At 68.0% G+C, this 22,664-nt stretch carries 22 protein-coding genes; 5 read left to right on the plus strand and 17 right to left on the minus strand.

The features are described from left to right. Positions 1–69: 69 nt before the first annotated feature. The 6 genes from IEV93_RS01640 to ssd form a co-directional block, all read right to left on the minus strand. The gene (locus tag IEV93_RS01640; RefSeq protein WP_188486311.1) at positions 70–1,068 is read right to left on the minus strand and encodes an Lrp/AsnC family transcriptional regulator; all 999 of its coding nucleotides are present in this window, start codon (positions 1,066–1,068) and stop codon (positions 70–72) included. Positions 1,069–1,174: 106 nt separating this feature from the next. After that, positions 1,175–1,378, minus strand: a complete 204-nt coding sequence (locus IEV93_RS01645; protein ID WP_188486314.1) for a DUF4244 domain-containing protein — start codon at positions 1,376–1,378, stop codon at positions 1,175–1,177. 54 nt (positions 1,379–1,432) lie between these two features. After that, a complete protein-coding gene (locus tag IEV93_RS01650) occupies positions 1,433–2,029 on the minus strand; it encodes a type II secretion system F family protein (protein WP_188486316.1) in 597 nt (198 codons plus the stop codon). Next, positions 2,026–2,838 (minus strand): type II secretion system F family protein, encoded by an 813-nt coding sequence (locus IEV93_RS01655; RefSeq protein ID WP_188486318.1) that lies wholly within the window; start codon positions 2,836–2,838, stop codon positions 2,026–2,028. The genes IEV93_RS01650 and IEV93_RS01655 overlap by 4 nt, the downstream gene beginning before the upstream one ends. Continuing rightward, complete coding sequence (locus IEV93_RS01660; protein WP_188486320.1) at positions 2,835–4,043, minus strand: TadA family conjugal transfer-associated ATPase; 1,209 nt, start codon at positions 4,041–4,043, stop codon at positions 2,835–2,837. Before IEV93_RS01660 ends, IEV93_RS01655 begins: the two co-directional genes overlap by 4 nt. Beyond that, positions 4,040–5,104, minus strand: coding sequence for a septum site-determining protein Ssd (gene ssd, locus IEV93_RS01665; RefSeq protein ID WP_188486322.1), 1,065 nt, complete (start codon positions 5,102–5,104; stop codon positions 4,040–4,042). Before ssd ends, IEV93_RS01660 begins: the two co-directional genes overlap by 4 nt. A 430-nt stretch (positions 5,105–5,534) precedes the next feature. Here ssd and IEV93_RS01670 point away from each other — a divergent pair, with 430 nt between their 5' ends. Next, positions 5,535–6,383, plus strand: coding sequence for an HAD family hydrolase (locus IEV93_RS01670; protein ID WP_188486324.1), 849 nt, complete (start codon positions 5,535–5,537; stop codon positions 6,381–6,383). 456 nt (positions 6,384–6,839) lie between these two features. Here IEV93_RS01670 and IEV93_RS01675 read toward each other — a convergent pair whose 3' ends face one another. The 5 genes from IEV93_RS01675 to IEV93_RS01695 all read right to left on the minus strand — a co-directional run bounded on the left by IEV93_RS01675 (position 6,840) and on the right by IEV93_RS01695 (position 12,882). Continuing rightward, positions 6,840–7,589 carry a Fic family protein gene (locus IEV93_RS01675; protein WP_188486326.1) on the minus strand — a complete coding sequence of 250 codons (750 nt, stop codon included), beginning with the start codon at positions 7,587–7,589 and terminating at the stop codon, positions 6,840–6,842. A gap of 47 nt (positions 7,590–7,636) precedes the next feature. Further along, complete coding sequence (locus IEV93_RS01680) at positions 7,637–9,316, minus strand: dipeptide ABC transporter ATP-binding protein (protein WP_188486328.1); 1,680 nt, start codon at positions 9,314–9,316, stop codon at positions 7,637–7,639. Beyond that, positions 9,313–10,278 carry an ABC transporter permease gene (locus tag IEV93_RS01685; protein ID WP_229704817.1) on the minus strand — a complete coding sequence of 322 codons (966 nt, stop codon included), beginning with the start codon at positions 10,276–10,278 and terminating at the stop codon, positions 9,313–9,315. The genes IEV93_RS01680 and IEV93_RS01685 overlap by 4 nt, the downstream gene beginning before the upstream one ends. Further along, positions 10,271–11,197, minus strand: a complete 927-nt coding sequence (locus IEV93_RS01690) for an ABC transporter permease (RefSeq protein ID WP_188486330.1) — start codon at positions 11,195–11,197, stop codon at positions 10,271–10,273. The genes IEV93_RS01685 and IEV93_RS01690 overlap by 8 nt, the downstream gene beginning before the upstream one ends. A gap of 86 nt (positions 11,198–11,283) precedes the next feature. Beyond that, entirely contained in the window at positions 11,284–12,882 is a 1,599-nt protein-coding gene (locus IEV93_RS01695; protein ID WP_188486332.1) for a peptide ABC transporter substrate-binding protein, read from the minus strand. Positions 12,883–13,118: 236 nt separating this feature from the next. Here IEV93_RS01695 and IEV93_RS01700 point away from each other — a divergent pair, with 236 nt between their 5' ends. After that, positions 13,119–13,307 (plus strand): hypothetical protein, encoded by a 189-nt coding sequence (locus IEV93_RS01700; RefSeq protein ID WP_188486334.1) that lies wholly within the window; start codon positions 13,119–13,121, stop codon positions 13,305–13,307. A gap of 10 nt (positions 13,308–13,317) precedes the next feature. After that, positions 13,318–15,291 (plus strand): acetate--CoA ligase, encoded by a 1,974-nt coding sequence (gene acs / locus IEV93_RS01705; protein ID WP_188486336.1) that lies wholly within the window; start codon positions 13,318–13,320, stop codon positions 15,289–15,291. Positions 15,292–15,319: 28 nt separating this feature from the next. Here acs and IEV93_RS01710 read toward each other — a convergent pair whose 3' ends face one another. Both IEV93_RS01710 and IEV93_RS01715 read right to left on the minus strand, forming a co-directional pair. Further along, positions 15,320–15,835: a cyclophilin-like fold protein gene (locus IEV93_RS01710; protein WP_188486339.1), complete on the minus strand. Its 516-nt coding sequence runs from the start codon at positions 15,833–15,835 to the stop codon at positions 15,320–15,322. A gap of 2 nt (positions 15,836–15,837) precedes the next feature. Beyond that, positions 15,838–16,605, minus strand: a complete 768-nt coding sequence (locus tag IEV93_RS01715) for a glucose 1-dehydrogenase (RefSeq protein ID WP_188486341.1) — start codon at positions 16,603–16,605, stop codon at positions 15,838–15,840. 101 nt (positions 16,606–16,706) lie between these two features. On the opposite strand from IEV93_RS01715, the gene IEV93_RS01720 reads away from it, so the two are divergent. Next, positions 16,707–17,600 (plus strand): helix-turn-helix transcriptional regulator, encoded by an 894-nt coding sequence (locus IEV93_RS01720; RefSeq protein WP_188486343.1) that lies wholly within the window; start codon positions 16,707–16,709, stop codon positions 17,598–17,600. Positions 17,601–17,602: 2 nt separating this feature from the next. On the opposite strand, the gene IEV93_RS01725 is transcribed toward IEV93_RS01720, so the two are convergent. Together IEV93_RS01725 and IEV93_RS01730 are read right to left on the minus strand one after the other, a co-directional pair. Then, positions 17,603–18,019, minus strand: a complete 417-nt coding sequence (locus IEV93_RS01725; protein WP_188486345.1) for a MerR family transcriptional regulator — start codon at positions 18,017–18,019, stop codon at positions 17,603–17,605. Then, positions 18,006–19,514 carry a SulP family inorganic anion transporter gene (locus tag IEV93_RS01730; protein WP_188486347.1) on the minus strand — a complete coding sequence of 503 codons (1,509 nt, stop codon included), beginning with the start codon at positions 19,512–19,514 and terminating at the stop codon, positions 18,006–18,008. Before IEV93_RS01730 ends, IEV93_RS01725 begins: the two co-directional genes overlap by 14 nt. Before the next feature lie 154 nt (positions 19,515–19,668). Here IEV93_RS01730 and nhaA point away from each other — a divergent pair, with 154 nt between their 5' ends. Then, the gene (gene nhaA / locus IEV93_RS01735; RefSeq protein ID WP_188490291.1) at positions 19,669–20,856 is read left to right on the plus strand and encodes a Na+/H+ antiporter NhaA; all 1,188 of its coding nucleotides are present in this window, start codon (positions 19,669–19,671) and stop codon (positions 20,854–20,856) included. A 26-nt stretch (positions 20,857–20,882) separates the two neighbouring features. Here the strand turns inward: nhaA and IEV93_RS01740 are convergent, their stop codons facing one another. Together IEV93_RS01740 and IEV93_RS01745 are read right to left on the minus strand one after the other, a co-directional pair. Further along, complete coding sequence (locus tag IEV93_RS01740; RefSeq protein WP_188486349.1) at positions 20,883–21,386, minus strand: SRPBCC family protein; 504 nt, start codon at positions 21,384–21,386, stop codon at positions 20,883–20,885. Positions 21,387–21,430: 44 nt separating this feature from the next. Further along, positions 21,431–22,606, minus strand: coding sequence for a benzoate/H(+) symporter BenE family transporter (locus IEV93_RS01745; RefSeq protein ID WP_371873778.1), 1,176 nt, complete (start codon positions 22,604–22,606; stop codon positions 21,431–21,433). Positions 22,607–22,664 lie beyond the last annotated feature (58 nt).

Consider the following 22,664-nt stretch of genomic DNA (forward strand, 5'->3'; position numbering starts at 1 on the left):
TCGGCGCAGATCTCGGTCTTTTCGACACCGAGACGGAGTGCGGTCGAGGTTCTCGACACCGGGCGCGGATCAGAGCAGGGGGTCGCGGCCCGCCCTCTTCACGCTCCTGACGAGCGGCGCGGTCTCGACGGCGCGCAGACCGGGGAGCCGCGCGGCCGCGCCCGTGAGGTAGCGGTACAGCTCGTCGGTACCGGTGCAGTGGGCGGTGGCGTAGAGGTTCGTCGACCCGGTCGTCGCGGCGGCGAAGCTGACCTCGGCGTGCGTCGCGAGTGCGCGGCCCGCATCGTCGACGGCAGACGGCGCCACGGTGATCCACAGACTCACCGAGGAGCGCAGCCCCAACAGCTCGGCGTCGAAGTCGATGTCGAAATAGAGGATTCCGTTCCGGACGAACATCTCCAGACGCCGACTGACCGTTTCCTGGGACAAACCGCTGGCCTGACTCAGTTGCCCGACACCGGCGCGGCCGTCAACGGTCAACGCGGCCAGGAGTCGTCGATCGGGGTCCTCGAGGTCGACGGGGACCCGGTGGGGCCACGTCTCGTCGACTGTCGGGGCGGCAGACGTGGCGACATCGGGTTTCGTGAGCAGGCTGTCGGGGCCTCCGAAGAACATGTGCAGACAGGACTGAGCCGTCACCGAGACGACGTCGGGGAGGTCCGAGAGTCGTTTCATCAGAGCGAACTCCCCGTGGGCGGTGCGGTCGCGGTAGACCATCACGGTGAGTTCCAGTCCGCTCGGCCCGCTCACGACGTTCACCCATGCCGTGTCGTCCCGACGCGCGAGATTGGCGGCGACGGTGTCCAGATCGTGCGAGACCCTGATCCGGAACAGCGACATCCGCTCGGTGTTGATGTTGGGTTGGGTGACTGCGACAACCCGCACCCCCGCCCTGGCCCGCAGACGCTGATACCGACGAGCCACCGTCTGATCCGACACCTCGAGTTCTGCTGCCATCGCCGAGAAGGGACGCCGAGCATCGAGTTGGAGCAGACGCAGGATGGCCCGGTCGATGTCGTCGGCGACATAGGGAGGCACAGGCTCCGAAGGGTCGCCGCGTCGCGTCACGAGTCGAGTGTATTCGCGCAGAATGCGTCGATTTCCCGTGCGTCTGGGAGTCGGCGGCGCCTGTGGAACGATGCCGACGCCCAGCCACACGAGAAGTCGATTGATCTCATCCCACCGCGGTGTCGAGGGCCTTGGTGATGATGCCCGTCAGTGCGGAGACGATGTTGTCGCCGGTTACCACCGTGTAGAGGATGGCCCCGAACGCTGCCGCGGCGATCGTCCCGATCGCGTATTCGGCCGTGGACATGCCCTCGTCGTCGGTGGCTGCGAGCATCGCCCGTGTCTGTAGATCCTGAATCATTCTGTTCATCTTGATGTTCCCCCTTGTGCCCGCGACGGCGTGTTCCGTCGCGAAGTTCTTCTGTCACAGCAGTCCGCCGTCGAGGACCTTGCCCGCCAGTCCGACGACCACCGGGACGATGCCCAGGCAGACGAACGCGGGCAGGAAACACAGGCCGAGCGGTCCGGAGATCGCGACGCCCGCGCGCTCGGCCGCGGCGGCGGCGTTGTCCTGCGCCGCTGCGCGTTCGGTCTCGGCCAGTTCGCGCAGACCCCGCACCGGCGACGAGCCCGCGCGCGCGGAGCGGCGGGCCATGGCGCTCAACGACACCGACGACGCCGGCGCGTCCGCAGGCACCTCCCAGGCGTGCGCCGGGTCGGCACCCAGCCCCAGCAGCTCTGACGCCCGACGCAGCGTCCGCGCCATGGCGTCCGGCGCCGAGTGCGACACGATCTCGGCCGCCGCGGCCACCGGCATCCCCGAGCGCAGGCACACCGCGAACAGGTCGTAGCCGGCCGCGTTGGCGAACGGATCGTCCCGGTCCCTGGTGACCCCTAGCCAGCGCGCCTCCCGGACGGTTCTCGGCGGCGGCGCAATCCGGTACAGCCGCCACCCGGGACCCGGGATGATCCACAGCCCGACCAGCGCGCAGAGACCGGCCACCACCCACACGCCGCTCACGGGCGCATCACCTTCGCGGTGATCCGTTCGGTCCACCACAGGCCTGTGGCCACCAGCGAGACGCCGACGACCAGCAGCGCTCCCCCGATGCCCCCGCCGGACAGGATCGCCAGCGGACGCGCGCCCATCGCCTGACCGAGTCCGATCCCGAGCAGCGGCAACAGCGCGAGGACGGCCGCAGTGGCGCGGGCACCCGCGAGGGCCGCCCGTGTGCGCTCGGCGAACCGACGCCGGGCCACGAGGTCATCCCGCACCGCCCCGAGGAGGTCGGCCATCGGCAAGCCGTGGCGCTCGGCGGTCCGCCAGGCGACGGCCACCCGGTCCCAGGACGACTGATGGGACAGACCGGCGCCCTCGATGCCCTCGGCGACATCGCCGCCCAGCTCGGCTCGGCCGGCCATCTGGGTCAGCACCCCGGCGACCGCACCGGCCTCACCGACCCCACCCCGGGAGACGTCGTCGGCCGCCTGCCGGCAGGCGCGGGCCGGATGCGCGCCCACCGACAACTCCGCGATCATCACCGCGACCGCGTCCAGCAGGAGACCCAGTCCGGCGTCGAGTTCGTCGGTCCTGCGCTGCAGGGTCATCCGGTGATGGGCGGTCATCGCCGCGATGCCGGCGGCGATGGTCGCCGCGGGCCCGACCACCACGAGGACGGCGGCACATGCCGCCGCGGCGACGAGCACCGGCGCACCCGGCAGACCGCGGCGCCCTCCGACCCGACCAGCCATTGTCCGCAGACGCGACGTCGGACGGGTCTGCGGCCACAGGAGCAGCATCGCGGCCACGCCGGCCAGCAGGGGGCTCATCGCGAGCCCGGTTCCGACACCGTCCGCGTCGACCGGGACGAGAGGAGTCGGTCGAGGTCGGCGCGAGCGTCGGTGAAGCCGTTGTCCCGCAGCCAGACCGGTGCGATCCGGACCAGTCCGTCGGCGCCACGCGTGACGAGACCGATCTCCGACACCCCGCGGCGCCCGTCGGCGTCGCGCGCGACGCCGATGACGACGTGGACCGCGGCGGCGAGCTGACTGTGCAGCGCGGCGCGGTCCATGCCGCCGAGAGCGGCGAGCGCTTCCATGCGTGCGGGCACCTCGGTGGTCGAGTTCGCGTGCAGCGTCCCGGCACATCCCTCGTGACCGGTGTTGAGGGCGGTGAGCAGGTCGACGACCTCGGCACCGCGCACCTCGCCGACGACGATCCGGTCGGGTCGCATCCGCAGGGCCTGCCGGACCAGGTCGCGGACAGCGACCGCGCCGACCCCCTCGACGTTCGCGGTCCGCGCGACCAGTCGGACGACGTGCGGATGGTCCGGCGCGAGCTCGACCGCGTCCTCGACACAAAGGATCCGCTCGGCCGGATCCACCCGCCCCAGCATCGCCGACAACATGGTCGTCTTGCCTGCACCGGTGCCGCCGACGATCAGGAACGCCAGACGGGCGTCGATGATCGACGACATGGTCGCGGCGATCTCCGGCGGGATGGCACCACGGTCGACCAGAGCGGCGAGATGCTGTGTCACCGGCCGGAGCACCCGCAGCGACAGGCACGTCCCGTCGACGCTGATCGGCGGGATCACCGCGTGCAGTCGAACGCTGTATCCGCGGCGGCCGACGTTGCTCAGCTGGCCGTCGACCCAGGGTGCGGCGTCGTCGAGTCGTTTGCCCGCCCCCAGCGCGAGGCGGACGGCCAGACGGCGCACCGCCGCGTCGTCGGTGAAGCGGACGTCGCTGCGGCGCAGCCCGATCCCGCGATCGACCCACACCTGATCCGGACCGACGACCAGGATGTCGGCGACGTCGGGATCGGCCAACAGCTCCTCGAGACGCCCGGCCCCCACGAGCTCGGTCTGCAGGAATCGCAGGGCCTCGAGCAGATCGGTGTCGCCGAGCACTCCCCCGGACTCGGCGCGGATCGCGTCCGCCATCACCTGTGGGGTGGGGTCAGCGGACTCCGACGCCAGCCGCTCGCGCACGCGGACCAGCAGGTCCGCACGCTGATCGGTGAGTCCGGTCATGCGACATATCCGGCGGCGTCGGTGAGTCGATCGAGAACGCGATCGGCGGTGCGCGAGAGCGCGGATCGCGGTCGTGGAGACAGCGCTCCCGATTCGAGAGCGGCGACCAGTCCGCGCTCCGACCGCATCCCGGCGATCAACGGGAGTCCGGCGGCGTCGGCGATGTGCTGTGCCGAGAGACCGCCCGGTGCGGGCCCGCGGACCACGCACCCGACCCTCTCGGTGTGCGCGGCCATGCGCGCCGACGCCTCCCGGGTGGCCGCGCATCCGTGCACGGTGGCCGAGGTGATCACGACGACGAGGTCCACCGACTCGACCACCGCATCGACCAGCGACGTCGCGCGACGCGGGAGGTCGACCACGACGATGTCACCGTTCTCACGCCCGGCCTCGATCACCGTTGTCACCGCCTCGATCCCCACCGGCCGCACATCCCCTCGACGGGGGCACAGCACGGCCAGATCGGTACCGACCCGCGGCAATGCCGCGTGCAGACTGTCGGCGAACACGTGCCCGCTCTCGAGGGTCAGATCCGGCCACCGCAGCCCGGAGATGTCCTCGATGCCGAGCAGCAGGTCGACGCCCCCGCCCAGCTCGTCGACGTCGAGCAGCAGCGTCGTGCCCGCGAACTCCCCGGCCGCGCGCATCGCGACCGCCGCGGCGAGCACCGACGCGCCCGCGCCGCCGTGACCACCGAGGCACGCGACCACCGCGCCGGCCGGGCTGCGCGGAGCCCGCAGCCGGCTCAAGGCCCCGACCACGTCGTGTTCCTGCTCGGGCAGGAGGTAACCGTCGTGCGCACCCAACGACAGCGCCGATCGCCACAGCTGCGGGTCGACCTCTCCGACGCCGACCACGAGTACCCCGGCGCGACGCGGCCACCCCAGCCCGGCGAGATCCTCCGCCGCCCTGGCGTCGACGATGACCGCGAGGCAGTCCGACCACGCCCGGCGACAGGTGTCCGGCTCCGCGGTGACCACCTGATAGCCGGCCGCGGCAGCACAGCGGGCCACGTCGTCGGCGAGATCGTCGCCCACCATGACCAGTACGTGATCGTTCATGGGGTCGATGATGCGCAGTCGGTGCGATCGTCGGCCGCCGTGAGGGCACCGTTCACCGCATTCTGTGAGTCGGAGAACAACTGTGCACCAATGCGCGCAATGAGCGTAAAGGCACAGGTCAGGAATGACGGTTTATCAGAACGTGTCCGCACAATGGGGACGGACGAAAAGGTCCGGAAAAGGGGACGACCCCGGCCAGGGGGGGAGGAGGCCAGGGTCGTCGCGTTTCAGCCCCGGGGGGTCGGGCTGAAAGCCCCGGATGAACCGGGTAACCATGACTATACACACCGTCCCCGGGATGATTGCAAGTTCAACCATGTTGTTACCGGCGGGTAGTTTATGGCGGCTGACCTCACGGTTTGCCGTTCGGGCTCGCACGACTGTCCGAGTCGACCCGTCCGCCGAGCCCCCGACGTAGGCTGATGCCGTGATGACCTCGCCGCCGGGTTCACCCGCGGGTGCCCGGAGTGCTCAGAGAAGCGAAACTCCCGTGGCCGCATTCTTCGATCTCGATAAAACGATTATCGCGAAGTCGAGCACCTTGGCATTCTCCCGACCCTTTTTCGACGAGGGGCTGATCAACCGACGTTCGGTGCTCAAATCGAGTTACGCCCAATTCCTCTTCCTGCTGACCGCTGCCGATGCGGACCAGGTCGAACGACTCCGCAAGCACGTCACCCAGATGTGCGCGGGATGGGACGTCGACCAGGTCCGCACGATCGTGGCCGAGACGCTCCACGACATCGTCGACCCGCTGGTCTTCGCCGAGGCGGCCGAGCTCATCGCCGGGCATCGTGCGCGCGGGCACGACGTGGTGATCGTGTCGGCCTCGGGCAGCGAGATCGTCGAGCCCATCGGCGAGATGCTCGGCGTCGACACCTCGGTGGCGAGCCGGATGCAGGTGGTCGACGGCAAGTACTCCGGCGAGGTCGAGTTCTACTGCTACGGCGAGGGCAAGCGGACCGCCATTCGCGAGATCGCCGCCGAGCGCGGCTACGACCTCGATCTGTGCTTCGCCTACTCGGATTCGATCACCGATCTGCCGATGCTCGAGGTGGTCGGACATCCGACCGCGGTCAATCCCGACCGCGCGCTGCGCAAGGCCGCGTCCGCGGCCGGCTGGCCCGTCCTGTCGTTCAACCGCCCCGTCTCGCTGCGGGAACGGATCCCGGGCGCACCGTCGCGCACCACCGTGACCGGGGCCGCCGCCGTCGGAGTCGGCGCAGCGGTGGCCGGCGGCATCACCTACGCGTTCGTGCACCGCACCCGTGGGCGCTGACGCCCTCCGGTGCTGTCACACAACGGTTTTCGACTGACTACCGAATCGTTGCCGTTCACCTCTTGATGTGACCGATGTCACGGTGTACAAAGAGAGCTACGGAAGTACGAACGGCAAAGGCCACCTCGGAAGAGAAGAAGTGGCCCCCCGGGCGGGCACTTCCCAGCACGGACACCGAGCACCCACGCGGAGCACGCCGCGAGAGGCACAAGTGTTGCGGGCCTGCGACATCGCGGAAGTGACGAGAGCGTCGGACCTTGGGTGGGACGGCGCGTTCATCACAACGCGACCAATCGCCGAGGCCACCCACGCAACCCGATCAGCACGCTTGGTAACCAGTGATCCGTGCTAGGCGGGCGGCCGAATGATCATCGCGATCATCGGTCGCCCGCATTTATGTGCGGGGCACGCTGAGGTCAGACGCCCACTCACGCAACCACTTCGACGTCGGAAGGTTCAGCGACGAGCGTCGGCGATCGACCGGGCCTCGGTCGCCCCCGCCGTCAGCGCGGCGCAGTGCAGGATCAGCCATTCGCGCACGCCGTCGCCGGTTCCGGTACCGAAGCCGATTGCCGCGGTGCGGTATTCGTCGATCCGACGCAGCCAGGTCACCTCCGGCACCCCGAGGCTGTGCGGATCCAGCCCGGTCGACGCCGCGACCAATCGCGCGGCCGCGCGGGCGACCACGCCGTTGCCGGTGGTGAACGGCGCGAGGGTCAGCAGCTCCCCGTGGACGACGCCGGCGAGCACCGGAGCCGGGACCGATGTGCCGCCGGTGACCAGTTGCGCGAGCATGTCGAGCCGCTGGGAGACATCCGGGTCGGTCCGTGGGCGGCCGAGGGTGTCGGGATCGGTGACCAGATCGGCCGCGACCAGCAGATGCAGTCGGGCGAGAGCCTGCAGCGGCGCACGCGTCCACACCGACACGAGTTGATCGAGCGAATCGCCGGTCAGAGCCAACGCGACCCGCATGGCGCCCGCGAGCACCGGGTCGTCGACGTCCTCGTCGCGGCGCAGCGAGCCCGCGACACCCTCGATACCCGCCGAGGAGTGCGCGGTGCGCCACGAGGCCTCGGTCGAGGTGTCCAACCATCCGCGCATGTTCACCGGGTGTCGGTGCACCGAGCTCAGCGCATCACGCGCCTCGTCCGCGGCCGCGGCGACGCCGGGCAGGTCCAACAGCGGTGCGAGCGGATCGGTGGTCACAACCGACCAGCGTAGTGGTCGGTGCATCCGCCCTCGGACCGCCGGCACTACGTCGTGACGATGGATGCCCCGGGGATCGCGTCGAGCAGTTTGCGGGTGTAGTCCTGCGTCGGGTTGTCGAACACCGCGTCGGTCGTGGACTGCTCGACCACCTTGCCCTGCTCCATGACCACGACGTTGTCCGCGATCTGCTTGACGACGGCGAGGTCGTGGGTGATGAACAGGTACGTCAGGCCCAACTCTCCCTGCAGGTCGTTGAGCAGACCGAGAATCTGCGCCTGGACCAACACGTCGAGTGCGGAGACCGCCTCGTCGCAGATGATCAGCTCGGGATCGAGTGCCAGAGCCCGTGCGATCGCCACACGCTGCCGCTGCCCACCGGACAGTTCGTTGGGGAATCGCTTCATCACCGAGGACGGCAACGCCACCTTGTCGAGCAGGTCGCGAACACGGGCCTCGCGTTCCTTCGACGACCCGATGCCGTGGATCCGCAGCGGCTCGTCGATGACCCGGTAGATCGAGAACAACGGGTCGATGGACCCGTACGGGTTCTGGAAGATCGGCTGCACCCGGCGCCGGAAGGCCAGGGCGCGTTTGCCCCTGAAACTCGTGACGTCGTCGCCGTCGAACGTCACCGACCCGCTGGTCGGCGGGAGCAGCGCCAGGACCATCTGTGCGACAGTGGATTTGCCCGAACCGGACTCGCCCACGATCGCGGTGGTGGTCCCACGGCGGATCGAGAAGGAGACGTCGTCGACCGCGGTCAGGCTCTTCGACTTCCACGGTGCGCTGCCGCGGATGGGAAAGACCTTGGTGAGGTGGTCGACCACCAGGACCGTCGAGTCCGCCGAGGCCGGCTTGATCTCGTCGGCGACCTCCACCGCCTGCTCCACGATCTCGGCACGGGCGGTTGTGGCCGTCAACCGCTTCGACGCCAGCGACGGGGCCGAGGCGACCAGGCGCTTGGTGTACTCGTGCTGCGGGTCGCGCAGGATCTCGCGCGCCGGACCGGACTCCACCACCTTGCCGCGGTACATGACCACGAGATGCGACGCACGCTCGGCGGCGAGACCGAGATCGTGGGTGATCAGCAGGACCGAGGTGCCGAGTTCCTGGGTGAGTTGCTCGAGATGGTCGAGGATCTGTCGCTGCACCGTCACGTCCAGCGCCGAGGTCGGCTCGTCGGCGACGAGCAGCTTGGGCCGGCACGACAGACCGATGGCGATCAACGCACGCTGGCGCATACCGCCGGAGAACTCGTGCGGGTACTGGTTCATCCGCGACTCGGCGTCGCGCATACCGGCCTCGGTGAGCAGTTCGGCCGCCCGCTTCTTGGCCGCGGCACCCTTGGCGACGTTGTTCGCCTCGAGCGCCTCGCGGACCTGGAAACCGATCTTCCACAACGGGTTCAGGTTCGACATCGGGTCCTGAGGCACCAGGCCGATCTCGGATCCCCGCAGCGCGTCGATGTCCTTCTTCGACGCGGTGGTCAGCTCCTGGCCGTCGAAGCGGATGCTCCCCGCCGTGACGTGGCCGCTTCCGGGGAGCAGGTTGAGGACCGCGTTGGCCGTGGTCGTCTTGCCCGATCCGGACTCACCTACGATCGCGACAGTCTGGCCGGGATAGATCGTCAGGCTGACTCCGGAGACCGCTTCGGTGTCACCGAAAGAAACCGCGAGGTCGGTGACCTCGAGCAGCGGTGCGGTGTCGGTGTTCTGTTCGCTCATCGGGTGCGCGCCTTGGGGTCGAGGGCGTCGCGGAGTGCGTCGCCCATCATCATGAAGCTGAGCACCGTCAGGGCCAGCCCCACCGCGGGATACAGCAGGATCGGGTTACCCGAGCGGAGCAGGCTCTGCCCCGCCGAGATGTCGATTCCCCAGGACACGCTGGTGGCCGGTAGTCCGATGCCGAGATAGGACAGAGTCGCCTCGGTCACGATGAACACACCCAGCGAGATGGTGCTCGTGACGATCACCGGACCGAGCGCGTTCGGGATCACGTGGTTGAACAGGGTGCGCACACGCGACGAACCCAACGCCTGCGAGGCGGTGATGAACTCGTTGTTGCGGATCGAGATCGTCGCACCGCGGGCGATACGGGCGATCTGTGGCCACCCGAAGACCGCGAGGATGGTGACGACGGTCCAGACGCTGCGGGTCGTGAACATCTGCATGATGACGATCGCGGCGAGGATCAGCGGCAGCGCGAAGAAGATGTCGGTCAGGCGCGAGATGATCACGTCGAGCCACCCGCCGAAGAATCCGGCGAACACACCCAGCAGACCACCGACGACGAACGCGATGAGCGTGGTGCAGACACCGACGACCACCGACGCGCGTGCGCCGTACATGGTGCGGGAGTAGATGTCACAGCCCTGCAGGTCGGTACCGAACCAGTGGGCACCGCTGGGTTTGAGGAGACTGTCGGCGCCGATGCACTGGCGGGGGTCCTGGTGCGCGAAGAGCCCGGGGAACAGACACACCAGGATGACGAACAGGATCATCACCGCGGAGATGATGAACAGTGGGCGGCGACGCAGGTTGCGCCAGGCGCCCTTCCAGAAGCCTGCCGAGGCGGTCGAGTCGTCGACCGTGTCGACGGCTAGCACCTCGGTGGCGTCCGGGCCGGCGACGAACCGAGCCTGGCCGGCGCGTGCGCTGATGGGCATTTCCGGGGTGGGGTCAGGCATAACGGATCCTCGGATCGATGACGGCGTAGAGGAGATCGACCGCCAGGTTTGCGATGAGGTAGATCAGGACCAGCACCGTGACGATGGAGACCACCGTCGGCGCCTCGCCGATCTGCACACTGCGGAACACGGTCTGGCCGATCCCGTTGATGTTGAAGATGCCCTCGGTGACGACGGCACCGGCCATCAGCGCGCCCAGATCGGCGCCGAGGAAGGTGACGACGGGGATCAGCGAGTTGCGCAGGATGTGGACGGAGACGACACGCGGACGCCCCAGTCCCTTTGCGGTCGCGGTACGTACGTGGTCCGCGGTGGCGTTCTCGGCGACGGACGAACGCGTGAGCCGCAGCACGTAGGCAAACGACCCGGACGCCAACACAATCGCAGGCAGCACCAGATTCGCGATCCCGTCGTTGCCGCCCACGGTCACCGGCGCGAGGCCCCACTTGACGCCGATCACGAACTGCGCGATGAAGCCGATCACGAAGATCGGGATGGCGATCACGATGAGGCTGATGACCAGGACGGTGCTGTCGAACCAGCCGCCCTTGCGCATACCGGCGATGACACCGAACACGATGCCGAAAACGGCTTCGAAGATCAGCGCCATGATGGCGAGGCGGATCGTCACCGGGAAGGCCTGCTGCATCACGTCGAGCACAGGTCGCCCGGAGAACGACGTCCCGAAGTCGAAGGTGAAGATGCCCTTCAGGTACAGCCAGTACTGGGTGAAGAAGTTGTCGTTGAGGTGGTACTGCTCGCGGATCTGATTACGCACCGCCTCGGTGAGGGGGCGTCCACCGCCCAGTGCCGCGGTGGGGTCACCGGGCAGCTTGTAGACCATGAAGTAGAGGAGCAGCGTCGCACCGAAGAACACCGGGATCAGCTGCAGGATCCGACGGATGGTGTACCAGACCATGATTGGTCACTTTCTCTCAGCGCAGCCAACGGCCCCGCCCCCATCCGGCGCACTCAGCCGGATGGGGCGGGGTCGAAGGACAGGGACTACTTGGTGATGTTCTCGTAATCCGGCAGACCCGACCACGTGATGGCCGCCTTCACACCGGTGTTCACGCCGGCGTTGTTGACGTAGTCCCACATCGGGATGGCGGGCAGGTCGTTGAGCAGGATCTGCTGCGCCTCCCCGACGACCTTGTACGACGCCTCGGCGCTGGTCTGGCTCTCCGCCTCGCGGACCTTCGCGTCGAACGTGGGGTTGCTGTAGCCCGCGTCGTTCGAGCCGCCTCCGGTGACGAAGATCGGCTCGAGGAACTCGAGCATCGACGGGTAGTCACCCTGCCAGCCGGCACGGAACGCCGTCTGGATCGTCTTGTCGTTGATCTGCTGACGCAGCTGCGAGAAGGTCGGGATACCCGCACCCTCGGCGTCGATCTTCAGCGTGTTCTTGATGCTGTTCGCCGCGGCGTCGGTCCACTCCTTGTGTCCGCCGTCGTAGTTGGTGCTGATGACGAACTTCCCCGACCACGGCGCGATGGCGTTGGCCTGGTTCCAGAGCGCGACCGCCTTGGTGGGGTTGTACTCGAGGTTCGACTCACCGGGCAGGTTGCCGTCGAAGCCGGGCAGCGAGGAGGCGGTGAAGTCCTTCGACGGGTTACGTGATCCCTGGAAGATGTTCGTGGTGATCTGCTTGCGGTCGATCGCCATGGAGATCGCCTGACGCCGCAGCACACCTTCCTGACCACCGAAGTGCGCGAGGCGCTCGGGGATGGTGATCGTCTGGTTCTGTGCGGTGGCCTTGTCGATCGCGCGATCCCCCAGATCCTGCTTGTAAGTACGCAGGGCGCTCGTCGGAATCGTGTCCAGCACATCGAGGTTGCCCGACTGCAGGTCGGCGTAGCCGGTGTCGAGGCTGGTGTAGAACACGAACGAGATGCCCTTGTTCTGCGCCTTGTTCTCACCCGGGTAATCCGGGTTCGGCACGATGTCGGCCTTGACGTTGTGCTGCCAGGTCTGCAGCTTGTACGGGCCGTTGCCGACCGGGTTCTCGCCGAACGCCTTGATGTCCTTGAACGCGACGTCGGGCAGCGGCTTGAAGGGCGTGAACCCCAGACCCAGCTTGAAGTCGATCGCGGGCTGCTTCAGCGCGACGGTGAAGGTGTAGTCGTCGACGACCTTCAGGCCGGACATCGTCTTCACGGTCGGGTTCTCCGACGAGACCTCGTCGTAGCCCGCGATCGGCGCGAAGAAGCTCTGCTGCTTCTGTGCGTTCGGGGTGTAGGCGCCGAAGTTCCAGGCGTCGACGAAGTTGTGCGCCTTCACCTCGGTGCCGTCGGTGAACTTCCAGCCCTTTTTGATGGTGATCGTGTAGTTCTTGTTGTCGGTCGTGTCGAGCTTGTCGACCATCGCCGGCTTCGGGTTGCCGTCGGCGTCGTAGTAGTACAGCCCGGTGAACAGGCGATCGACGATGCGTCCGCCGCCGTTCTCGTTCGTGGTGGTCGTGATCAGGCCCGTCTCGGGCTCGGATCCGTTGACCCGGACCAGGTCGCTGTCCGAACTCGATCCACCACATGCCGCGAGCACACCCGCACTGATCACGAGTGCTCCGGCGATCGCCGCGATTTTCTTCAATCTCACCGCTGTCATTCCCTCTCATCGACGTCGTCCGGCGCACGGGATTGCCCGCGCCGGACGTTGTGGGACCTCCCCCACACCCGCGAACGGGGGTCCGAGACATGCCGGTGACATTTCGTGAATATCGCTAATCGGCGCTCGGACCTTGGCAGACATTACCCACGTCTCGGTGCCCCGTCTCGCTGAGTGGGATATTCATTGGCCACTACACGTAACGATTGGTAGGAATTGCGACCTTTCGGACAGACATGTCGCTGCAACGGGAATCCAACGTGACTACGCTCACGATGGGGCGGCCGCGATCTTCGATCACGGTGGGCGCATCCACGCATGTCGTGCGCCGCACCGACGACAATGATGAGCGGTGCGCGACCCGTACCGAACTGAAAATCTGCCGCTCGGGCCTCACCCGCCACGTGCGGCGCCAGAAAGGGTGATTGATCCACCATGTCGAGTGCCACAGGGCAGTCCACGCAGGGCTCGCAGGACGACGTTCCGTCGGCCTACCCCCCGCCCCCGGAATTCGCGGAGAACGCCGTCGCCAAGGCCGGTCTCTACGACGAGGCCGAGCAGGACCGGCTCGCGTACTGGGCCAAGGAGGCTCGTCGCCTGCAGTGGGACACCGACTTCACCGACACCCTCGACTGGACCGACGCGCCGTTCGCGAAGTGGTTCGTCGGCGGGAAGCTGAACGTGGCCGCCAACTGCGTGGACCGTCACGTCGACGCGGGCAACGGCGACCGGGTCGCCATCCACTGGGTGGGCGAGCCGGGCGACACCCGCGACATCACCTACTCCGACCTGTTGACCGAGGTCAGCCAGGCCGCGAACTACTTCACCTCACTCGGCCTCGTCGCCGGTGACCGGGTCGCGGTCTACATGCCGATGGTCCCCGAGGCCATCGTGACGATCCTGGCGTGTGCACGCCTCGGGCTGCCGCACTCGGTGGTGTTCGCCGGGTTCTCCGCCGGCGCACTGCGGTCCCGCGTCGACGACGCCGAGGCCAAGCTGGTCGTGACGACCGACGGACAGTTCCGCCGCGGTCAGCCCGCCCCGCTCAAGGAGGCCGTCGACTCGGCCCTGGGCACCGGCGACGACGCCGCGAAGTCGGTCGAGAAGGTGCTCGTGGTCCGGCGCACCGGTCACGACCCCGACCTCAACTGGGTCGACGGCCGCGACGTGTGGTGGCACGAGACGGTGGCGAACGCGTCCGACACCCACGCCTACGAGGCCTTCGACGCCGAACACCCACTGTTCCTGCTGTACACCTCGGGGACCACGGGCAAGCCCAAGGGCATCCTGCACACCTCCGGCGGTTACCTCACCCAGGTCAGTTCGACGTTCCACAACGTCTTCGACCATCGGCCCGAGTCCGATGTGTTCTGGTGCGGCGCCGACATCGGCTGGGTCACCGGCCACAGCTACCTCGTCTACGGCCCGCTCTCCAACGGCGCCACCGAGATCATCTACGAGGGCACCCCGAATTCACCCAACGAGCACCGGCATTTCGAGATCATCGAGAAATACCGCGTCACAACCTATTACATCGCGCCGACACTGATCCGCACGTTCATGAAGTGGGGTCGCGAGATCCCGGACGCGCACGATCTGTCGTCGCTGCGTCTGCTCGGCAGTGTCGGCGAGCCGATCAACCCCGAGGCGTGGCGCTGGTACCGCGAGGTCCTCGGCGCGAACTCGGCACCGATCGTCGACACCTGGTGGCAGACCGAGACCGGCGGGATGATGGTGTCTCCGTTGCCCGGCGTGACCGCCACCAAGCCCGGTTCGGCCATGAAGCCGCTGCCCGGCATCAGCGCCAAGATCGTCGACGACGACGCCAACGAGGTCGCCCAGGGCGAGCAGGGGTACCTGGTCATCGACAAGCCGTGGCCCGCCATGTTGCGCGGCATCTGGCGGGACAACGACCGCTACAAGGAGACCTACTGGTCGCGGTTCGCGGCGCAGGGGTGGTACTTCGCCGGTGACGGTGCGCGGTACGACTCGGACGGCGCCCTGTGGGTGCTCGGCCGGATCGACGATGTCATGAACATCTCCGGTCACCGCATCTCCACCTCCGAGGTGGAGTCGGCGCTGGTGAACCACCACGGTGTCGCCGAGGCCGCGGTCATCGGTGCCGCCGACGAGACCACCGGGCAGGGCATCGTCGCCTTCGTCATCCTGCGCGGCAGCACCGTCGACACCGGTGACGACCTGATCAAGGAACTCAAAGACCAGGTGTCGAAGGACATCTCGCCGATCGCCAAGCCGCGTGAGATCTACGTCGTGCCGGAACTGCCGAAGACCCGCAGCGGCAAGATCATGCGACGACTGCTCAAGGACGTGGCCGAGGGACGCGAGCTCGGGGACACCTCGACCCTCGTCGATCCGACCGTCTTCGAGAACATCCGCAAGAAGAAGTAGTGGCACGGGGCTCGGCTGCTGACGTACGTCAGCAGTCGAGCTCGACGGTCACGGTGACCGCGCCGGTGGCCGCGGCCACGACACCGTCGGTGTCGGTGAACCGCCCGAGATCGGCGATGCCGGGGAAGTACCCGACGTCGCCGTAGTACAGGACGAGCACCCGGTCGGGGGCGTAGTAGCCCAGCGTTCCCGGTCCGGGGTCGGCACCGGCGGGCATGCCCGTCATCGGCAGCGCCGGGATCTCCGCGGTCTTCTCGACACCGCCGTAGTCGGTGGCGTCCGCCGTGATCGGTAGCCGGTCACGCAGCGCACGCGCCGTGGGGCTCGCATTGAGCGACCCGGTCAGCGTGGTCGCTCCGAAGCGGATGCGGATCGGGGTGGTGGATGCGTCTGCGTTCGTGCATGTTCGAGGTGCGCCGAGCGCGGGCGTCGACGTGCTCGGGCTCGTCGGGTCGGGTTGCGCGACATCGGATCCAGATCCGGACGCGCAGGCACCGACCGCGAACACAGCGGCGAGAACGGTGGCAGATCCGAGGGCGCGCACGCCTACAGCCCCACGGTCTGGCCGCCGTCGACCACCATCGCGTGCCCGATGGTGAAGGCAGCGAGCGGCGAACACAGCCAAAGCACCGCGGAGGCGATCTCCTCGGGCCTGCCCATGCGGCCGATGGGCTCCTGGGCGATCACCCGCGCCCGTCCCTCGGGCGTGCCGCCGGAGAACCGGTCCATCATGGGGGTGTCGATGATGCCCGGGCAGATCGCGTTGATCCGTACCCCCTGATCGGCGTAGTCGAGTGCGGCGGACTTCGTCATCCCCAGCATCCCGTGTTTGGCTGCGGCATAGGCGCTCTGACCACGGATCCCGATCACCCCGGCACCCGAGGCGGTGTTGACGATCGCGCCGCCACCGTTCCCGAGCATCAGCGGGATCTCGTGCTTCATGGACAGGAACGTGCCACGGAGGTCGACGTCGACGACACGGTCGAAGTCGGCATCGGTGATGTCGGCCAGGGCGGTCACCGGCTGCTCGACGCCGGCGTTGTTGAACGCGATGTCGAGGCAACCGAACTCGTCGACGGTCGCGTTGAGTGCGCTCGCGATCGAGTCGGCGTCGGTCACGTCGCAGTGCACCGACAGGGCCCGTCCGCCCGCACCACGAACGAGGTCGGCCGTCTCCTCTGTCGACGCGTCGTCGACGCCGGTGCACACCACCGATGCCCCTTGTTCGGCGAACGCGACGGCCGTCGCCCGACCGATACCGGTACCGGCGCCGGTGATGAACACGACGCGGTCTGCGAACTGATGATCTGTCATGTCCCCACCACAACACCGGATGCGCGCCTGCGGGAGTCCTGCTCGATGGAGGCACGCACAGGGACCCCCACCACCGCGGATCCCCGACTACCGTCGCAGGCATGGGCGTCGACATCAAGGCGGAGGTACGGGATTTCCTGACCTCGCGCCGAGCCAAGATCTCGCCCGAGGTGGTCGGGCTGCCCGCCGGGACGAACCGTCGGGTCGCCGGACTGCGTCGCAGTGAGGTGGCCGTGCTGGCCGGGGTCAGCGTGGAGTACTACACGCGCCTGGAACGGGGCTCGATCAGCGGCGCATCACCGGAGATCCTCGACGCACTCGCGCGTGCGCTGCTGCTCGACGACGCCGAACGCGCGCACCTGTTCGACCTCGCCCACGCGGCCAGTCCGGTCGCTCGCCCGCCCAGGCGCCGCACGACGACCTCGTGGCGGGCGCACGAGAGTCTGCAGTGGACGTTGGACGCGATCACCGCCGGACCGGCGTTCGTCCGCAACGGACGCATGGACGTCCTCGCGGTCAACCCGCTCGCGCGAGCCTTCTACGACGAGGTGTTCGACATGCCGGGGCAGCCGCCGAACATCGCGCGCTACACCTTCCTCGACGAGCGGGCGGCCACCTTCTACCCGGACTGGGACCTGTTCGCCGAGGTCACGGTGTCGATCCTGCGCACCGAGGCAGCGCGCGACCCGCACAACAAGGAACTACACGACCTCATCGGCGAACTGTCGACCCGCAGTGACGATTTCCGTCGGCAGTGGGGCAGGCACGATGTCCGTCACCACGGCACCGGCTCCAAGACCTTCCACCACCGGGTGGTCGGCGAGATGACCCTGGCCTACGAGGGCCTCGAGATGGCCGCCGAACCCGGACTCACCCTGACCATCTATGCGGCTGCCCCGGGATCGTCGTCCGAGCAGGCTCTACGCCTCTTGTCCTCGTGGGCGGCAACCGAATTCACCGCCGCGACCGAACACCGGGCCGCGCACCACGACTGATCTCAGCGGCCGTCCCAGTCAAGGGCGAACTCGGACAGCTGCGCCGTCAGCTCGCGCGCGTAGTCGAGCTGGGTGCTCAACTTCGCACACGCCTGTGTCGCCCGGGTGTGGCATTCGGCGAGATATGCGGTGGCCCCGGTTTTCTCGGCGGCGGTCGAGTGCGGGTCGTCGAGCGCGGCGAGTGACTCGAGCAGTGATCGCATCTCGTCGAGCGTGAACCCCAGCGGCTTCATCCGGCGGATCGCGAGGAGTCGGTCGATGTCGGCGGCGGTGTACAGCCGGAAACCCCCGGCCGATCGTGCCGACGGCACGACCAGCCCCACCTCGTCGTAGTGTCGGATCGTCTTGATCGACAGCGCGGTTCGATCGGCCACCTCGCCGATCTGTAGATGCGCCCCGGTGTCGTCAGTGTCCGGCACCGAGTTGTCCGCTCAGGAGGTCGTGGCGCTCGGCGCTGTGGTCGTCGAGACCGATGATGGTGACCTTCTTGCCCTTCGCCGCATACTTACCGGTGATCGCGTCGAGGGTGGCGACGGTGGAGGCATCCCACACGTGCGCGTCGCTGAGGTCGATGACCACGTTCTCCGGGTCTCCGACGTAGTCGAACTGGTAGATCAGATCATTGCTGGAGGCGAAGAACAGCTCGCCCCGCACGGCGTAGACCCGTGTGTCCTCATCGGGATGCGCGATGTCGACGACCTCGGTCATGTGGGCGACACGACGCGCGAAAAGCACCATGGCGGTCAGTGTTCCGGCACCGACCCCGTAGGCGAGATTCCCGGTGGGAACCGTCACCGCGACGGTCGCGAGCATCACCAGTGTCTCGCTCTTGGGCATCCGCTTCAGCGTCGACGGCGTGATGCTGTGCCAGTCGAAGGTCCCGACCGAGACCATGACCATCACCGCGACCAACGCCGCCATCGGGATCAGCGCGACGATGTCGCCGAGCCCGACCACCAGGATCAACAGGAACACCCCGGCGAGGAACGTCGAGATCCGGGTGCGGGCACCGGACACCTTCACGTTGATCATCGTCTGACCGATCATCGCGCAACCGCCGAGACCGCCGAAGAAGCCGGTCACGATGTTCGCGATGCCCTGTCCGGTGCTCTCGCGGGTCTTGTCGGAATGGGTGTCGGTGATGTCGTCGACGAACTTGGCCGTCATCAGCGATTCGAGCAGCCCGACGATCGCCATGGTCAGCGCGTACGGCGCGATGATCGACAGGGTGTGCCAGGTGTACGGCACATCCGGGATGAGGAAGGACGGCAGGTTCGACGGGAGTTTGCCCTCGTCACCCACGTTGGGGACGTTGTTCCAGCCGAACACGATCGTCGCGCCGGTGAGCAGAACGATGGCGATCAACGGCGCCGGGACGACCGAACTCACCCTGGGAAGGAACACCATGATCGCGATACCGACGGTGACCAGCGGGTACACCAGCCACGGGACGCCGATGAGGTGGGTGAGCTGCGAGATGAAGATCAGGATCGCGAGTGCGTTGACGAAGCCGACCATCACGCTGCGCGGGACGAAGCGCATCAGCTTGGCCACGCCGAGCAGAGACAACACGATCTGCAGGATCCCGGCCAGGATCACCGCCGCGATCAGATAGTTCAGACCGTGGTCCTTCACCAACGGCGCGACGACGAGGGCGACCGCGCCGGTGGCCGCGGAGATCATCGCCGGGCGTCCACCGACGATCGCGATGGTCACCGCCATGGTGAACGACGCGAACAGGCCGATCTTCGGATCGACGCCGGCGATGATCGAGAACGAGATCGCCTCCGGGATCAGGGCGAGTGCGACGACGAGGCCGGCGAGGACCTCGGTGCGCAGGCGGGTGGGCGAGCGCAGCGCGAGGCGGACCGACTGTTCCTGCGCCGGGGTGACCGGCTTCGCGGGTGATGACATTGCAGAAACCCTACCCTCCCCGGAGGGGAGAGTTGACCACGTCGCCGCGGCGTCAACGAACCGTTAAGATGATCCACGGTGCGCCGGGAAGTCTGGTCGGCAACAGCTTTGTCGACCCACGACCCTGAAGGATCCCCTCATCAACGCCCCGAAGATCTCGCCGCCGTCTCCCACCGAGTTCGCCCGATATCTCCGCACGGAGACCTTCGGCGGGATCGTCCTCCTCGCCGCCGCCGCTGTCGCACTCATCTGGGCGAATTCACCGTTGTCCGACGCCTATCTGTCCGTCCGTGACGCGCATGTGGGCACGGACTTCCTGAACCTCGATCTGACGATCGGGCACTGGGCGCAGGAGGGGCTGCTCGCGGTGTTCTTCTTCGTCGCGGGCCTCGAGCTCAAACGCGAGATCGTGCTCGGGGAGTTGTCGACGGCCAAGCAGGCCGTTCTACCGGTGGCGGCGGCGATCGGCGGCGTGGTCGTCCCGATCGCGATCTGCCTCGCGATCGGCTGGGGCACACCGGGAATCGAGAAGGCGTGGGCCATCCCCGCGGCCACCGACATCGCTTTCGCCCTCGGCGTGCTCGCCCTGGTCGGATCGCGGATCCCATCGAGTGCGCGGGTGTTCCTCCTCGCGTTGGCCGTAGTCGACGACCTCATCGCCATCGCGATCATCGCCGTCGTGTTCAGTGAGTCCCTCAACCTCGGCGCGTTGGCGATCGGCGCCGCGGCGATGGTCCTCTACTGGTACTGCCAACGCCGGCGGATCACGTCGTACTTCGTCTACGTCCCCCTGGCGATCGTCACGTGGGTGGCGGTCTACAACGCCGGGATCCACGCGACCATCGCGGGCGTGGCGCTCGGGTTGCTGACCCGGGTGCGAGCCGATCCGGGCGAGGAGTGCGCTCCCGGCGCGAGGCTCGAGCACCGGCTGCAACCGATCTCGGCCGCGGTCTGCGTCCCACTGTTCGCGTTGTTCGCCGCCGGCGTCCCCGTCAGCGGTTCCGTGATCGGCACGATGTTCACCGACCGCATCGCGATCGGCATCATGGTCGGACTGGTCATCGGTAAGACCATCGGCATCTTCGGCACCAGTTGGATCATCATCCAGCTCAAGATCGCCGCGAAGCCGGCCGGATTCTTCACGCGAGACCTGCTCGCGGTGGCGATCCTGGGTGGCATCGGCTTCACGGTGAGCCTGCTGATCGCCGACCTCGCGCTCGATCCCGCCGAGGCCGAACTGGCCAAGGCCGCGGTGTTGATCAGCTCGATGGTCGCGTCACTGCTCGGTGCGGCCGCGCTGATCCGACGCGGTCGCGTGCACAGCCGACTGCTCGACGACTAGGTCACATCACGACCGGGCCGGTCACCTCAGGAGAGATCGGCGAAGTGCTTGACGGTGTCGGTGCGCAGGGTGGACAACATCGGTGCGGCCGCCGCCGAGGTCCCGGGCAGCTTGGCCGCCGGACCCGACAGCTCGATGGCGAAGGCCCAGGTGAGCCGACTGCCGTGCTCGGCGGGGACGATCTCGGTCATCTCCCCGAACCGCCGCAGGCTCGGCACGTTCGACTCGACGACGCGAAAAGCGTTGCGGTAGCGGCCCGCTCCGGGATCCTCGATCCAGTCGAAGAAGTACTCCGACAGGTGCAGGCCGCCGGGGGCCAGGACGGCCGAGCGCGTGGTCCCGACACCGTAGGGGGCGTCGGAGGTGAAGGTGATCTTCTTGATCAGTCGGCACCAGTCGAGGGTGTTCTGCCTGCTGAACTCGGCCCACGCGCCCGCCGGAGAGATGGGCAGGTCGACGCTGAACCGGTAGGCGATCGGGGCGGAGTCGAAGAAGTCCAGTTCGAACGGTTCCAGGGTGTGTGTGGCCATCGCGCACGCTCCTCGGTGATCAGGCGATCGGGTCGGTGCCGAGCCTAGTGCTCGGCGGTCCCGGCATCGCGGGGTCGGAGGACGATGAAGACGACGATGCCGACCACCAACGCCCAGAAGGCCGATCCGATCCCGACGAACGCCGTACCCGATGCGGCCACGACGAACGTCGCGACCGCCGCCGTCCGGTGGTGCACCGACCCGCCGTCGGAGCCCACCGCGGCCGCGATCGCCGACCCCAGCGTGGCCAGCAGCGCCACCCCGGCCACGGCCTGCACCACCCCGGCCGGCGCGAGGACCACCAACGTGGCCATCGCGGCGGAGGCGACCCCGAGCACGAGGTAGCTCACGCCGCCCGCGACCGCGGCGACCCACCGTCGCTCCCGATCGGGGTCGGCCTGTGGACCCGCGGCCAACGCGGCACTGATGGCGGCGAGGTTGATCACGTGTCCGCCGAATCCGGCGCCGAGCACGGTCCCGACCCCGGTCACCGACATCGACGCGCGCCAGGGCACCCGGTAGCCGAACGAGGTCATGATCGCGACCCCGGGGACGTTCTGCGCTGCCATGGTGACGATGTAGAGCGGGATGGCCAGGCCGGTGACGGCCTGAAACGTCCAGTGCGGGGTGGTCCAGACCGGTTGCGGCACCAGCGAGGCGGCGTCGACGTGCGAGCCGGCCCTGATCACCTCGACCACGATGACCACCGCGGCGACGCCGAACGCACCGGGGACCGCCCACCGCGGGGAGTACCGGAGCAGCACCAACCAGCTGAGCAGGATCGGCGCGATCACCGCCGGGTCGTGGGCCAGGGCGGTCACCGGTGCGAGACACAGCGGCAGCAGCACCCCGGCCAGCATCGCCTGCGCCACCGGCATCGGGATCCGCCCGATGAGGTCCGCCAATCCCGACCACAGACCGGTGATGACGACAAGGACCCCGACCACCACGAACGCGCCCACCGCCGCCGGCCATCCACCGGCCACCATCCCCGTCGTCGCCAACAGGGCGGCACCCGGCGTGGACCACGCCAGGACCACGGGGATCCGATGCCGCAGCGACAACACGATCATCCCGACGGCCTGCAGCAGGCAGACGGCGAGCAGTCCCGATGCGGCCTGCGCGGGTGATGCGCCCACGGCGCGCAGGCCGGCGAGCACGACGGTGAAGGAACTGGTGAAGCCGACGACGGCCGAGACGACCCCCGCGCCGATGGGCACGGACAATCCCACGCGGTCGGTGTTTTCTGCCGTAGCCGTCACTGTCCGTCTCCCACCG

The organism is Williamsia phyllosphaerae (assembly GCF_014635305.1).
Taxonomy (GTDB): domain Bacteria; phylum Actinomycetota; class Actinomycetes; order Mycobacteriales; family Mycobacteriaceae; genus Williamsia_A; species Williamsia_A phyllosphaerae.

Bases quoted from the DNA above. Each gene is read 5' to 3' on its own strand.
- IEV93_RS01680 (WP_188486328.1), bottom strand. From the start codon at position 9,316: ATGAGCGAACAGAACACCGACACCGCACCGCTGCTCGAGGTCACCGAC.
- acs (WP_188486336.1), top strand. From the start codon at position 13,318: ATGTCGAGTGCCACAGGGCAGTCCACGCAGGGCTCGCAGGACGACGTT.
- IEV93_RS01660 (WP_188486320.1), bottom strand. From the start codon at position 4,043: ATGACCGGACTCACCGATCAGCGTGCGGACCTGCTGGTCCGCGTGCGC.
- IEV93_RS01645 (WP_188486314.1), bottom strand. From the start codon at position 1,378: ATGAACAGAATGATTCAGGATCTACAGACACGGGCGATGCTCGCAGCC.
- IEV93_RS01700 (WP_188486334.1), top strand. From the start codon at position 13,119: ATGTCGCTGCAACGGGAATCCAACGTGACTACGCTCACGATGGGGCGG.
- IEV93_RS01715 (WP_188486341.1), bottom strand. From the start codon at position 16,605: ATGACAGATCATCAGTTCGCAGACCGCGTCGTGTTCATCACCGGCGCC.
- IEV93_RS01690 (WP_188486330.1), bottom strand. From the start codon at position 11,197: ATGGTCTGGTACACCATCCGTCGGATCCTGCAGCTGATCCCGGTGTTC.
- IEV93_RS01670 (WP_188486324.1), top strand. From the start codon at position 5,535: ATGACCTCGCCGCCGGGTTCACCCGCGGGTGCCCGGAGTGCTCAGAGA.
- ssd (WP_188486322.1), bottom strand. From the start codon at position 5,104: ATGAACGATCACGTACTGGTCATGGTGGGCGACGATCTCGCCGACGAC.
- IEV93_RS01695 (WP_188486332.1), bottom strand. From the start codon at position 12,882: ATGACAGCGGTGAGATTGAAGAAAATCGCGGCGATCGCCGGAGCACTC.
- IEV93_RS01740 (WP_188486349.1), bottom strand. From the start codon at position 21,386: ATGGCCACACACACCCTGGAACCGTTCGAACTGGACTTCTTCGACTCC.
- IEV93_RS01730 (WP_188486347.1), bottom strand. From the start codon at position 19,514: ATGTCATCACCCGCGAAGCCGGTCACCCCGGCGCAGGAACAGTCGGTC.
- IEV93_RS01720 (WP_188486343.1), top strand. From the start codon at position 16,707: ATGGGCGTCGACATCAAGGCGGAGGTACGGGATTTCCTGACCTCGCGC.
- IEV93_RS01685 (WP_229704817.1), bottom strand. From the start codon at position 10,278: ATGCCTGACCCCACCCCGGAAATGCCCATCAGCGCACGCGCCGGCCAG.
- IEV93_RS01655 (WP_188486318.1), bottom strand. From the start codon at position 2,838: ATGAGCCCCCTGCTGGCCGGCGTGGCCGCGATGCTGCTCCTGTGGCCG.